Here is a 14122-nt window from a genome sequence, read left to right on the forward strand (position 1 = left end):
GCGTATTTTTAATAAGCTGTTAGCGAATGTCCAAATAAAAACTTTCTTTGACTTCTTCCATCACAATATAACTGTGTGATGACGCTGAAGAGGGCAGTTTTTTCAGTAAATCACCCAATAGGCGTCGGTAGGCACTCATTTCTTTTAAACGGGCTTTGACCAAATAATCGAATTCACCTGAAATCAGATGGCATTCTAAAACCTCAGGGATTTCGACCAAGTCACGTGCCACTTGATCAAACACATCGCCAGACTTGGCTGATAGCTTAATTTCTAAAAACACCAATAAGTTTCGATCGACCAGTTGTGGATTGAGGCGTGCGTAGTAACCCATGATAATACCATCGCGCTCTAAGCGTTTGACGCGTTCCGAACACGGCGTGGTCGAAAGGTTAACGCGAGAGGCCAATTCACTAATCGCAATTCGTCCATCACGCTGCAAAATGTCTAAAATCTGCTGATCAATCCGATCTAATTTACGCATTATAAATTTCCTATGTTTAGAATTTTAGCGCGACAAAAATGGCGATTTACCTAGATTATAATGTTAAAAACAGTGAAAAAAACTATTAACCTAAAAATATACTAGTGAAATAAACTAGTGTATGTAAGGGATCAGTCATGCGTGTAATTGTCTTAGGTAGTGGTGTCATCGGTGTTGCAAGTGCGTATTACCTTGCACAACAAGGCGCAAGCGTTACGGTTTTAGACCGTCAAGCTGGTCCTGCTGAAGAAACTAGCTTTGGTAACGCAGGGCAAATCTCTCCAGGTTATTCTACACCGTGGGCTGCACCTGGTATTCCGTTTAAAGCCGTAAAGTGGATGTTCCAACATCATGCACCGTTAGCGATTAACATTGATGGTAGCATGTGGCAGTTAAATTGGATGGCGCAAATGTTGAAAAACTGCAATCCACAAAGCTATGCCATTAACAAAGAGCGTATGACGCGTGTTGCTGAATACAGCCGTGACTGCTTACGTGAACTGCGTAAAGAAACAGGCATTCACTATGAAAACCGTGCGAAAGGAACTTTGCAGGTTTTCCGTAATGAAGCACAGCTTGATGCAGTACAACGTGACATCCAAGTGTTAAAAGAATGTGGCGTCGACTACGAATTATTATTGAAAGATGACTTAGCCAAAGTTGAGCCAGCTTTAGCCTATGCCAAAGACAAACTGGTCGGTGGTTTACATTTGCCGAATGATGAAACAGGTGACTGTTACTTATTTACCAATGCTTTGGCAAATCTTGCGAAAGACATGGGCGTAGAATTTAAATTTAACCAAAATGTTGAAAAACTAGTGGTTGACGGGGATGAAATCAAAGGTGTAGTGGTTGATGGTCAAGTGCTTACAGCAGACCGTTATGTGCTTGCTTTCGGTAGTTATTCACGTGATTTCTTAAAACCATTGAATTTGAATTTGCCTGTATATCCTGTCAAAGGCTACTCACTGACCATTCCAATTGTAGATCCTGCATTTGCACCACAGTCTACGGTGCTTGATGAAACTTATAAAATTGCCATTACGCGTTTTGACCAACGTATCCGTGTGGGTGGTATGGCTGAACTGAGTGGTTTCAACCACGGTTTAAACCAAGACCGCCGTGCGACCTTGGAGATGGTGACTCAAGACTTATTCCCAGGTGGAAATTTAGCTGAAGCAAGTTTCTGGACGGGTTTACGTCCAATGACACCAGACTCTACACCAATTATTGGTGCAACTCGTTTTAAAAACTTATTCTTGAATACAGGACATGGCACCTTGGGTTGGACCATGGCATGTGGTTCAGGCAAGCTTATTAGTGACTTGGTGATGAATCATCAACCAGACATCAGTACTGAAGGTCTATCGATTCAACGTTATCCTTCAGCAGCCTAATTCGTTTTAGGTCATATTGATTCAAGGAAGAAGAAAATGCCACGTCCAATTACTGCAGTGATTCATAGTCAATCACTGCAGCATAATTTAAATGTTGCTCGCACGAAAATGCCGAATAGCCAAGTCTATGCGGTGGTCAAAGCCAATGCCTATGGTCATGGGATTGAACGCGTTTATCAAGCGTTCAAGTCTGCTGATGGTTTTGCGCTGCTTGATTTGGCAGAAGCAAAACGCATCCGTGCTTTGGGCTGGACAGGCCCAGTTCTGTTACTCGAAGGTATTTTCTCAGAGCAAGACTTATTCGACTGTCATGAGTTGGGTCTCAGCTTCAGTATTCATAGTGAATATCAACTCGAGTGGCTAGCGCGTTTTCCGCTGGCGGCACAGTTCGATGTCTATTTAAAAATGAACAGCGGCATGAACCGTTTAGGTTTCCGTCCTGAACAGTACCGTCAAGTGTGGCAACAGCTTTCCAATTTGCCTCAAGTTCAACGTTTGACCCATATGATGCATTTTTCGGATGCCGATGGCGAGCGTTTCGGACGTGATGGCATTGAGCATCAATGTCAGTTATTTGATGCCATTACGCATGATCTACCAGGTGCACGTTCAGTCAGTAACAGTGCAGCCATCTTACGCCATGAGCAGTTGCAGTCGGATGTGATCCGTAGCGGCATCATGCTCTATGGCAGCTCTCCAGATTATCCAAGCCACTCGATTCAAGACTGGGACTTGCAACCAGCCATGAGTTTGCGTAGTGAGCTGATTGCTATTCAGCAGCTAAAAGCAGGCGATAGCGTCGGGTATGGCTCAAAGTTCATTGCTGAAAGCGACATGCGTGTGGGTATCGTGGCTTGTGGTTATGCCGATGGTTATCAACGGATTACCGCAACAGGTACACCTATTTTAGTCGATGGACAACGCAGTAGCTTAGTCGGACGTGTCAGCATGGATATGTTGGCGGTCGATTTATCTCACCTCCCAAATGCCCAAGTCGGCAGTGAAGTGGTGCTGTGGGGTACATCGAAACAGGGCACTGTGCTCAGCATTGATGAAGTCGCAGCAGGTTCAGGCACGATTGGCTATGAGCTGATGTGTGCTGTCACTGCACGTGTCAATTTCATCCAAGATTAAATTTTATTTTTATACAGTTTCATACAAGGAAAGACCTATGTCACATTCAGACATTCAAAAATTCAACACCAACGAAGTCATGAGTGCAGTCACTGTGTTTAATCAAGTGGTGTATTTGTCAGGGCAAGTGCCAAAAAATACCGACAATGATGTCGCAGGTCAGACCCGTGAAATTTTAGCAACAATTGATGAGCTTTTAGCTTTGGCAAATACAGATAAATCACGTTTGTTATCTGCTCAGCTTTACATCAAAAATCTCTCTGATTTTTCTACAGTCAATGCTATTTGGATTGATTGGATGAATGGTTGTGTAGCGCCTTCACGTGCCACGATTCAGGCTGATTTGGTTAATCCAAACTGGTTGATCGAAATTGCAGTAACTGCTGCACAAAACTAATTTTTTAAACTCTCCCCGTGTATATCAGCGCTTGGGTTTCAACCGAAGTGCTGATGAGCGTATAAATGCCGCCCGTTAGGATAACGAGCACTGTATGAACATGGTTTATACGCAAAAAAGGACTTTAACAGGATGTTAAATTATGACGACTACCCCACAAGCTGACGGTGCAAATGCATCATCGCATGAATTACAACGGAAATTATCCAACCGCCACCTGCAATTGATTGCCATTGGTGGCGCGATTGGTACGGGCCTGTTCATGGGTTCGGGCAAAACTATCTCTCTTGCTGGTCCTTCTATCCTAATCATTTATATGATTATCGGGACCATGTTCTTCTTCCTAATGCGTGCATTGGGCGAAATTTTATTGTCAAATTTGCACTATAAGTCGTTTATCGACATGGCTCATGATCTGATTGGGCCAGGTGCGGGTTACTATATCGGTTGGTCTTATTGGCTCGGTTGGGTCTTAGTCGGTATTGCGGACTTGGCAGCCATTATTAACTATCTCGGCTTTTGGCTCCCGCCAGACATGGCCTTTACTCCCATGGGGCAGGCTTTAATCAGTGTCGGCTGTGTGCTGTTTGTCCTTGGGTTAAATTTGCTGACTGTGAAACTCTTTGGTGAAATTGAATTTTGGTTTGCTTTAATCAAAATTTTAGCCATTTTAGGGCTGATCGTGATAGGCGGCTTTATGGTATTCAGCCATTTTCACTCACCGGATGGCACGGCTTCCAGCTTTACCAATGTCTGGTCGCATGGCGGCATGTTTCCTAAAGGTGCCGATGGCTTCTTGGCCGGTTTTCAAATTGCACTCTTTGCCTTTGTCGGTGTAGAGCTAATTGGAACCATGGCTGCTGAAACCAAAGATCCTGAAAAGAACTTACCGAAAGCAGTGAATGCGATTCCAACCCGTATCATTTTGTTCTATGTCTTGTCATTATTTGTAGTGATGTCGGTGACTCCGTGGAATCAAATTCCTGCGGATCAAAGCCCGTTCGTTTCACTATTTTTACATGCAGGTATCCCAACTTCAGCCATCATTATGAACTTGGTTGTGCTGTCTTCAGTGATGTCTTCAATGAATAGTGGTGTGTTCTCTACATCACGGATGCTGTTTGGTTTGGCAAGAGAAGGGCAAGCACCACAGAGCCTAGCGCGTCTATCAAAACGTGCGGTGCCAGCAAAAGGCTTATTCTTCTCATGTGCTTTTATCATGGCAGGTGCTGCGCTGCAGTACTTTGTACCAAACACGGTTGAAGCCTTTACATTAGCCAGCTCATTGTGTGTGATTCTGTTCATCAGTATCTGGAGCATTATTATGGTGTGCTATATCCGCTACCGTAAATTGCGTCCTGAGCTTCATGCAAAATCGACCTTTAAGATGCCGGGCGGTGTTTGGATGTCTTATGTGGTCTTAATCTTCTTGTTCTTTACGTTGATTATTTTGAGTTTAGAGGCGGATACTCTTCGTGCACTCATGATCAGTCCACTATGGGTGATTATTTTAGCCGTGACGTATCAACTGCTGTACAAACCACGTATGAAAAAACGTCTGTTAGGGCAGCAATTGGATAACTAAGTAACATTTATTCTGTACTCGTGATGTTTGAAAGAAAGCCCTGCATAAGTAGGGCTTTCTTTTTACTTGAGCTGAATTAATGGGTTCTAACTAAGTGTTAGATAATTGTATGATTTTATATATAAAAGCTGTCTAAATCAGGTGATTTTACTTTTAATGAGGCACTTTAAAATTTTAACAATGATTTATGCGTAATTATAAAATAGACATCCTGCGTGGCGTGTCCATCCTGTTGGTACTGATTCACCATTTCAATATTCCTTATAAATTACACGATACCTTTCTCGGCATCTCAATTGGGGGCGAGAGCTTAAGTACTTTGATTGCAAGAAATGGCAACTATGGTGTGACCATGTTTTTTGTCATTTCAGGTTTTTTGATTACTCAGCATACCTTGCAGCGCAGTGGTTCTTTAGCGCAGATTAAGCTGAAAGATTTTTATATCCGTCGTATTGCCCGAATCATGCCGTGTCTGGTGTTATTGGTCGCGATGGTCAGTGTGCTTGGAAGCTTAGGATTGCAACCCTTTATCAATCAGTCGCCCAATGGCAAAGAGGTGTCCTATGCTGTGACTGTTCTTTCAGCTTTGAGTTTCTGGATGAATCTATTGATTATTGAATACGGCTGGGTGAACTATGCCTTGGGCGTATTGTGGTCTTTATCGGTTGAAGAGGTCTTCTATTTAGCATTTCCTATACTGTATTTAGTGCTTGGTCGAGGTAAAGGCTTTATTGTTTTTCTGTTCGCTGTCATCGCGTATGCACCATATTTTCGTGCCCTCCATTTTGGTGAGGAAAGTGGTGCTTATTTGTATCATTATTTTTCTAGTTTCGATGGAATTGCCATTGGCTGCCTTACCGCAATGTATGCACAACATTTTAAAGCTGCTATTTACAATCCAAAAGTAATTGTTGCTGTGACAGTGTTGCTGATGACTGCTTTATATTTTTATGCACCCATCAAAGAGGTGAGTACTTGGGGCATCAGTGCATTTGCGCTACTTACGGCGTTACTCATATTGTGTTTTACCCAAGACCCGAAGTTAAACCTACCTCATCCACGGCACGGAGTTTGGTCTGGATTGGACAGCGCAGCTATGAAATGTATCTGTTTCATTTGATTGTTCTCGGCTTAATGAAGGTGGTGTATTTCCCAAAAGAAACTTTAGCGGCTGAAAAGCTGATGTTGTTGCCTGTTTATTTTATCGCGGTGTTTATTTTGAGTTGGGCGATTGAGAAATATTATTAGACCCCGCTCAATTTGAAGATTCGTCAATCTTGGATACGCTCGTAGCGTGGATCTTGAGTTGTACTGTTGATTTTTTTACAGACATTAAAAAGCCCCGAATCAATCGGGGCCTTTTAAGTGTGGGATTTTAAAATGTCGGTTTAACCACGACTAAAATCACCACAGCAAATAAAATGAGGGTCGGCATTTCATTAAAGAAGCGCCAGAACTTGTGTGACTTGTAGTGCGCATGACCAATCAATTTCTTACGGTAATAACCGCAAACAAAATGGTAAATCACCAACAGTCCAACCAAGCCGACTTTGAGGTAGAACCACAGGGCTTCATGGTAGTGGCGCGTTGCATCACCCCAATCCACCAAGAAGTGTGCCGTGATCAGTGTTGCAATCATCGACGGCCACATAATGCCACGGTACAACTTGCGTTCCATAACCTCGAAACGTTGATGACTGACGGCATCATCACTCATGGCATGGTAAACATAGAGCCGTGGTAAGTAGAACAATGCAGCGAACCAACACACCACGGCAATAATATGTAATGCTTTTACCCACAAGAAAGCATCAGAAGGAGCATCCATCAAGTCACCCTAAAATGGGCGGCTTAGCCTTCCCATTTTTTGAAAATGAGACATGCATTTACGCCGCCAAAACCGAAACTGTTACTCATCACAGTATTCAATTTTGCGTCACGTTTTTCAAGCACGATATCAAATGGTTTTGCGCCTTCATCCAGTTCAGTCACGTTGATGTTTGGTGCAATAAAGTCATTTTGCATCATTAGGACTGAGTAGATCGCTTCTTGCACACCAGCAGCACCCAAGCTATGACCTGTCATTGACTTGGTTGAACTCAGCGGAGGAACTTGACCTTCGCCAAATGCACGTTCCATTGCTTTTAATTCAGTGATGTCACCAGCAGGCGTCGACGTACCATGCGTATTCACATAGTCAATTTTGTCTACGCCGTGTTGTTTTGCTTCTTCAAGTGCCATCAGTACACAACGTGTCGCACCTTCACCCGATGGCGCAACCATGTCTGCACCGTCAGAGTTTGCAGCATAGCCTACAACTTCAGCCAAAATATTGGCACCACGTGCTTGCGCATGTTCTAAAGACTCAAGCACTACAAAACCGCCACCGCCAGCAATCACGAAACCATCGCGGTCAGCAGAGTAAGGACGAGACGCTGTTTCTGGTGTGTCATTGTATTTTGAGCACAGTGCACCCATCGCATCAAACAACAAGCTTTGAGACCAGTGATCTTCTTCACCACCGCCTGCAAGCATTAAGTCTTGCTTGCCCAATTGAATCAGGTTATAGGCATAACCAATTGCATCAGCAGACGTTGCGCATGCGCTGGTAATGGTGTGTGCAACACCTTGCATTTTAAAAGCAACACCAACGTTTGCCGTAATTGTGTTCGACATATTACGTGGTACGAAGAACGGACCAACTTTACGTGCACCTTTGGTGTCTAACAATTCTTTCATTTCAACTACAGATGCAGTTGAACCACCACCTGAACCGCCCGCGATACCATAGCGTGGATTGCCACCAATTTGCTCTGCTGTTAAGCCTGCATTTTCAACCGCAGCAACCGCAGCATTGTATGCATACATGGCACAAACACCCATAAAGCGTTTTAGCTTACGGTCGATACCATCAAAGTCTTGTTCAGCAGCAGCACTGATATGGCTTTTAAAATTAAGTTCAGCATAGGTTGGGTTAAAACGTGTCCCAGAAATCCCGTTTTGTAATGCATGAGTAACTTCTTCCAAAGTATTACCGATACATGAGTTGATACCCATGCCAGTGATTACTACACGTTTCATTTAAAGATCCCTTATATGGTGGTTTTGCAGAGTTGCGCTTAAAGATGAATCAACAATTTATTTCTAAGCCAATTGCAACTCTTATGTTTTCAATGCAGATCATAATAGCAGAAAGAATTTTTAATTCTTATGGCAAATCCTATGCCAATTTGACTTGTCTTAAAATCGGGAGCAGGGCATTTCAACTTTACTAAAAGACACATATTCTTATTGAGATAAATGCGTACTACACCTAGTATTTAGCTAGAAATGAAAGATTATAAAGTACGGGGTACGGAATGGCGGATTCAAACAATAAACAGCGCAGTGGTTTCTTTTCAAATGCCTTCGGAGTGGCTAAAAAGCTCAGCCATACAGGTTTAAACATATTAAACCAAGTGAACCCAGATACGGCCTCAGCACTGACCAATGCTACAACTGGTGATAGTGCGAGTACGAAAACAAAATCGAAAAATAAGCGTTATGAACACCCGCAGCAAGTCTTAAGAGACCATCTGCCGACAGTATCACGTCATTTATTAGGACGTCATTATGTCAACGCAAATCGAGTGGCACATTTTGTGTCGCCACAACTTTCCGATAAAGCCGCAGATTATTTTTTTAGCCAGCTCAATCAATTTAGCTCGAGTATGAGCTCGGTCGATGCCGTTTTAGATGAAGCGGGCGTGCGTGATTTAGAAATGCTGACCCAAGATGTCGACCGTTCAAAACGGATTAGCCAGGCATTGTCCGAACAAAATAAAATTATTGCTATCTTGCAAGGCGCACTGACTGGAGCAACGGGCTTTGTGGGCTCAACGGTAGATGTACCCGCTTCCTTGGTGATGTCGTTACGTATGATTTACCAAGTGGGGCGTTCTTATGGTTTTGACTTAACTAAAGAATCCGATCAAGACATCGTCCAGTTTATTTTTAAACAGATTGATCTTGGGCTGATTGCGGAAAAACAAACTTTGTTGATGGCGATAAAAGCCATTTCAAGTACCTTGCAAACCCATGATGTCTCTCAGTTACAACAGCTTTTAGGTTCAAGTAATGATATTGAAGCCTTAAAGAAATGGTTGACCAATGCCGATGGTCAGCTGAAATGGGGGCAGTCGATTGCCAACTTATCACTACTGAATAAGCTAGCAAAACTCACACCCATTGCCAGTGCAGGGGTGAGCGCAGCCTATAGTTGGCGCCTTGTTGATGATGTACACCAAAAAGCACAACTGGTTTTTTCACAAGCCCGCCAGTATATCATCCAACAAAAAGATACCAGCCTGAGTGCTTTAACTGCATATGAGCGCTCACTTGAGCTTTTGGTGAAAGCCTCGCCAAGACTGCTGTCACAGCGCAGTACATCAGATACCGATGGCCCAAATTTAAAGCTTGGGGCTGAAGTAGAGTTAAGTGGTCATCAAAGCATTGCCAAGGTTAAAATCCAGAAAAAGTCCGACAAAGTCACAGAGCCTGTCGCAACTGAAGAGCGAGTTCAACAAGGGTTGGAACAGCTCGCAGATCAAATGGTTGAACCCCATGATGCTGTCGCACCGCAGCAACCAGCCTTACACGTGGAAGAAGATCTTGCAGATTTATATCCAATGGATGAGGTTGAAGAGACCATACAGAATAATAATGATTCTTTAGTACCAAATGAACCTACTACGGCTTCAAAAGTTGCAGCAAAACCTGCGGTAGAGCCGACTGAAAAAAAGGTTACAAAAAGACGAAATGCTCCAAGTAAAAAATAAACCCTTTAAAATAGATAGAAATTTGTAAAAGCCCTGATTTGGTCAGCATTACATGTATTTTGAAATGTTGACCATTTTTACGTCTTAGCTTACAATTGCATGCCCTCAAAAAGTCGTCTTTTTTTGGTTTTTTTTTTAAGGGAGAATTGCCAAATGGCAACAACAAATAAGTTGATCCGTAAGGGTCGTACGACTTTAGTTGAAAAATCTAAAGTTCCTGCGTTGAAGGCTTGTCCACAACGTCGTGGTGTTTGTACACGTGTTTACACAACTACACCTAAAAAACCTAACTCAGCAATGCGTAAAGTTTGCCGTGTGCGTTTAACTTCTGGCTTTGAAGTTTCTAGCTACATCGGTGGTGAAGGCCACAACCTACAAGAGCACAGTGTTGTTCTTATCCGTGGTGGTCGTGTTAAAGACTTACCAGGTGTACGTTACCATACCGTTCGTGGTTCTTTAGACTGTGCTGGTGTGAAAGATCGTAACCAGTCTCGTTCTAAATACGGTACTAAACGTCCTAAGAAATAATCTTTCGAGATTAACCTCTTAGTTCGCTAGAACTGCAATCCTTTATCGTCTCGCTTGTCTGATTTCTGCATTAATTTTGTGAAATTCAAGCGACGTGTAGTAAGGCCAGCGAAAGCACATGACACTTTGTGCTACGGCTGGATTAACCTGAAGTGTCATATATATAGGTAGTTTAAAATGCCAAGACGTCGCGTAGTTGCTGCTCGTGAAATCCTTCCGGATCCTAAGTTCAGCAGCCAAACAATCGCTAAATTCATGAACCACGTAATGCAAGATGGTAAAAAATCTATTGCTGAAAGTATCGTTTACGGTGCTTTAGACCGCGTTCAAGAAAAAAACAAAGTAGACCCAGTTGAATTTTTCGAGACTACTCTTGAAAAAGTTCGTCCTATGGTTGAAGTAAAAGCACGCCGTGTTGGTGGTGCTACTTATCAAGTACCTATGGAAGTACGCCCATCCCGTCGTACTGCTCTAGCTATGCGTTGGTTAGTAGATGCTGCTGCTAAGCGTTCTGAAAAAACTATGGCTTTACGTCTTGCTGGTGAGTTGCTTGATGCAGCTGAAGGTAAAGGCGCAGCGGTTAAAAAACGTGATGACGTGCATCGTATGGCTGAAGCCAACAAAGCATTCTCTCACTACCGCTTCTAAGCGACTAAAACAGCCCCTATTCAGGAGGGTGACAGCTTGGTTTACGCCAAACTGTCATCGAATCGCTTTAAGCTGTTCGTCAGCTTAAAGCGCCTGTTTTAAACAACAAAATTTAGGAATGCAAGAAATCATGGCTCGTCAAACCCCAATTTCTCGTTATCGTAACATTGGTATTTCTGCGCACATTGATGCGGGTAAAACCAAAACTACAGAACTTTTTTTTTTATACACTGGTTTATCAAAAAAATTTGGTTAAGAACACGACGGTGCAGCAACAATGGACTGGATGGAGCAAGAGCAAGAACGTGGTATTACCATTACTTCTGCTGCTACGACTACATTCTGGTCAGGTATGTCTAAACAGTTCCCTGAACACCGTATCAACGTAATTGATACACCGGGACACGTTGACTTCACAATTGAAGTTGAACGTTCTATGCGTGTTCTTGATGGTGCGTGTATGGTTTACTGTGCTGTAGGTGGTGTACAACCTCAGTCTGAAACTGTATGGCGTCAAGCGAATAAATACCAAGTGCCTCGTTTAGCATTCGTGAACAAGATGGACCGTACTGGTGCAAACTTCTTCCGTGTTGTTGAACAAATGAAGACACGTTTAGGTGCAGCTCCTGTACCTGTAGTAATCCCTGTTGGCGCTGAAGAAAACTTCCAAGGCGTAATCGACTTGATCGAAATGAAAGCGATCATTTGGGATGAAGCTTCACAAGGTATGCAGTTCGAATACGGTGAAATCCCAGCTGAACTTCAAGCTACTGCTGAAGAATGGCGTGTAAACATGGTTGAAGCTGCTGCTGAAGCTTCTGAAGAGCTAATGGACAAATACCTAGAAGAAGGCGAACTATCTAAAGAAGATATCGTTGCTGGTCTACGTGTTCAAACTTTGGCTTGTCAAATTCAACCAATGCTTTGTGGTACAGCGTTCAAAAACAAAGGTGTTCAACGTATGTTGGACGCAGTAATTGAATTCTTACCGTCGCCTACAGAAGTTAAAGCGATTGAAGGTGTTCTTGACGACAAAGCTGAAACTAAAGCGATTCGTGAAGCATCTGACGAAGCTCCGTTCTCTGCGCTTGCGTTCAAAATCATGAACGACAAATTCGTAGGTAACTTAACTTTCGTACGTGTTTACTCTGGTGTACTTAAACAAGGTGATTCTGTTTATAACCCAGTTAAATCTAAACGTGAACGTATCGGCCGTATCGTGCAAATGCACGCGAACGATCGTCAAGACGTTGAAGAAATTCGTGCGGGTGATATCGCTGCGTGTGTAGGTCTTAAAGACGTTACGACGGGTGATACACTTTGTGATGAGAAAAATGTCATCACACTTGAGCGTATGGAATTCCCAGAGCCAGTAATTGCATTGGCTGTTGAACCAAAAACTAAAGCTGACCAAGAAAAAATGTCAATTGCTTTAGGTCGTTTGGCTAAGGAAGATCCATCATTCCGCGTTCGTACTGACGAAGAGTCAGGTCAAACAATTATTGCTGGTATGGGTGAACTTCACCTTGACATCATTGTTGACCGTATGAAGCGTGAATTCGGTGTTGAAGCAAACATTGGTAAACCAATGGTTTCTTACCGTGAAACGATCAAGAAGACAGTTGAACAAGAGGGTAAATTCGTACGTCAAACTGGTGGTAAAGGTAAATTTGGTCACGTATACGTACGTTTAGAGCCAATGGATCCTGAATCAGAAAAAGATTACGAATTCGTTGAAGAAGTTGTTGGTGGTGTAGTTCCTAAAGAATTCTTCGGTGCTGTGGATAAAGGTATCCAAGAGCGTATGAAGAATGGTGTCCTTGCTGGTTACCCAGTTGTTGGCATCAAAGCTACATTGTTTGACGGTTCTTACCACGATGTCGATTCGGACGAATTATCGTTCAAAATGGCAGGTTCTTACGCATTCCGTGACGGTTTCATGAAAGCAGATCCGATCTTGCTTGAACCGATCATGAAAGTTGAAGTAGAAACTCCAGAAGACTACATGGGCGATATCATGGGTGACTTAAACCGTCGTCGTGGTATGGTTCAAGGTATGGATGACTTGCCTGGTGGTACTAAAGCAATTAAAGCTGAAGTTCCACTTGCAGAGATGTTTGGTTACGCGACTCAAATGCGTTCTATGTCTCAAGGCCGTGCAACATACTCTATGGAATTTGCTAAATATGCTGAAACTCCACGTAACGTGGCTGAAGGCATCATTTCTAAATTCCAGTCTGGCGGTAAAAAAGGTGACGACGAGTAATCTTTCGATTACTATAAGCCCAAACTAATTCATAGTTAAAAACCAAGTGCTCATGCAGTGATCCTGCATGAGTAGTTTAAAAAGGAAGATCTCATGGCTAAGGCTAAGTTTGAACGTAATAAGCCACACGTTAACGTGGGCACAATCGGTCACGTTGACCATGGTAAAACAACTTTAACAGCTGCAATTGCAACTGTATGTGCGAAGAAATTCGGTGGCGAAGCGAAAGACTACGCTGCAATTGACTCTGCACCAGAAGAAAAAGCACGTGGTATTACAATTAATACTTCACACGTAGAATACGATTCTCCAACTCGTCACTACGCACACGTAGACTGCCCGGGCCACGCCGATTATGTTAAAAACATGATTACTGGTGCTGCTCAGATGGACGGCGCGATCCTTGTATGTGCTGCGACTGATGGTCCAATGCCACAGACTCGTGAACACATCCTTCTTTCTCGTCAGGTTGGTGTACCTTACATTCTTGTATTCCTTAACAAGTGTGACCTTGTTGATGATGAAGAACTTCTTGAATTAGTAGAAATGGAAGTTCGTGAACTTCTTTCTACTTATGACTTCCCAGGTGATGACACTCCAGTTATCCGTGGTTCAGCTCTTCTTGCACTTAACGGTGACGCTGGTCAGTATGGCGAAGAAGCAGTTGTTGCTCTTGTTGACGCACTTGACACTTACATTCCAGAGCCAGTACGTGCAATCGACCAAGCATTCTTAATGCCAATCGAAGACGTATTCTCTATTTCTGGTCGTGGTACAGTAGTAACTGGCCGTGTAGAAACTGGTATTGTGAAAGTAGGCGAATCAGTTGAAATCGTTGGTATCCGTGATACTCAAGTAACTACAGT

General features: G+C 43.1%; 11 protein-coding genes and 2 pseudogenes. 10 read left to right on the forward strand and 3 right to left on the reverse strand.

The window, feature by feature from the left end; genetic code table 11:
* Window positions 1-19 precede the first annotated feature (19 nt).
* Window positions 20-484, reverse strand: coding sequence for an Lrp/AsnC ligand binding domain-containing protein (locus WH214_RS12940; RefSeq protein ID WP_004694947.1), 465 nt, complete (start codon window positions 482-484; stop codon window positions 20-22).
* Between the two features lie 137 nt (window positions 485-621).
* On the opposite strand from WH214_RS12940, the gene WH214_RS12945 reads away from it, so the two are divergent.
* The 5 genes and pseudogenes from WH214_RS12945 (at window position 622) to WH214_RS12965 (ending at window position 6245) form a co-directional block, all read left to right on the forward strand.
* Complete coding sequence (locus WH214_RS12945; RefSeq protein ID WP_339421638.1) at window positions 622-1881, forward strand: D-amino acid dehydrogenase; 1260 nt, start codon at window positions 622-624, stop codon at window positions 1879-1881.
* Window positions 1882-1917: 36 nt separating this feature from the next.
* Window positions 1918-3015 carry an alanine racemase gene (alr, locus tag WH214_RS12950; RefSeq protein ID WP_339421637.1) on the forward strand — a complete coding sequence of 366 codons (1098 nt, stop codon included), beginning with the start codon at window positions 1918-1920 and terminating at the stop codon, window positions 3013-3015.
* 37 nt (window positions 3016-3052) lie between these two features.
* Entirely contained in the window at window positions 3053-3412 is a 360-nt protein-coding gene (locus WH214_RS12955; RefSeq protein WP_004694941.1) for a RidA family protein, read from the forward strand.
* Between the two features lie 142 nt (window positions 3413-3554).
* A complete protein-coding gene (locus WH214_RS12960) occupies window positions 3555-4997 on the forward strand; it encodes an amino acid permease (RefSeq protein WP_058869021.1) in 1443 nt (480 codons plus the stop codon).
* A gap of 187 nt (window positions 4998-5184) precedes the next feature.
* Window positions 5185-6245 (forward strand): annotated as a pseudogene (locus WH214_RS12965) (acyltransferase family protein).
* 127 nt (window positions 6246-6372) lie between these two features.
* Here the strand turns inward: WH214_RS12965 and WH214_RS12970 are convergent.
* Both WH214_RS12970 and WH214_RS12975 read right to left on the reverse strand, forming a co-directional pair.
* The gene (locus tag WH214_RS12970) at window positions 6373-6825 is read right to left on the reverse strand and encodes a CopD family protein (protein ID WP_005011820.1); all 453 of its coding nucleotides are present in this window, start codon (window positions 6823-6825) and stop codon (window positions 6373-6375) included.
* A 23-nt stretch (window positions 6826-6848) separates the two neighbouring features.
* Window positions 6849-8078 (reverse strand): beta-ketoacyl synthase N-terminal-like domain-containing protein, encoded by a 1230-nt coding sequence (locus tag WH214_RS12975; protein WP_004694933.1) that lies wholly within the window; start codon window positions 8076-8078, stop codon window positions 6849-6851.
* A 278-nt stretch (window positions 8079-8356) separates the two neighbouring features.
* Here WH214_RS12975 and WH214_RS12980 point away from each other — a divergent pair, with 278 nt between their 5' ends.
* The 5 genes and pseudogenes from WH214_RS12980 to WH214_RS13000 all read left to right on the forward strand — a co-directional run.
* Entirely contained in the window at window positions 8357-9814 is a 1458-nt protein-coding gene (locus WH214_RS12980; protein ID WP_339421636.1) for an EcsC family protein, read from the forward strand.
* A gap of 153 nt (window positions 9815-9967) precedes the next feature.
* Window positions 9968-10342 carry a 30S ribosomal protein S12 gene (rpsL, locus tag WH214_RS12985; protein ID WP_339993513.1) on the forward strand — a complete coding sequence of 125 codons (375 nt, stop codon included), beginning with the start codon at window positions 9968-9970 and terminating at the stop codon, window positions 10340-10342.
* Window positions 10343-10519: 177 nt separating this feature from the next.
* Window positions 10520-10990 (forward strand): 30S ribosomal protein S7, encoded by a 471-nt coding sequence (rpsG, locus tag WH214_RS12990; protein ID WP_004694929.1) that lies wholly within the window; start codon window positions 10520-10522, stop codon window positions 10988-10990.
* A 130-nt stretch (window positions 10991-11120) separates the two neighbouring features.
* Window positions 11121-13256 (forward strand): annotated as a pseudogene (gene fusA, locus WH214_RS12995) (elongation factor G).
* 93 nt (window positions 13257-13349) lie between these two features.
* Window positions 13350-14122, forward strand: a 773-nt coding sequence (locus WH214_RS13000; protein WP_339993515.1) for an elongation factor Tu, incomplete at its 3' end; no start/stop codon positions are given.

It is taken from the genome of Acinetobacter sp. MYb191, assembly GCF_037572605.1.
In the GTDB taxonomy this organism is placed as follows: Bacteria; Pseudomonadota; Gammaproteobacteria; order Pseudomonadales; family Moraxellaceae; genus Acinetobacter; species Acinetobacter johnsonii.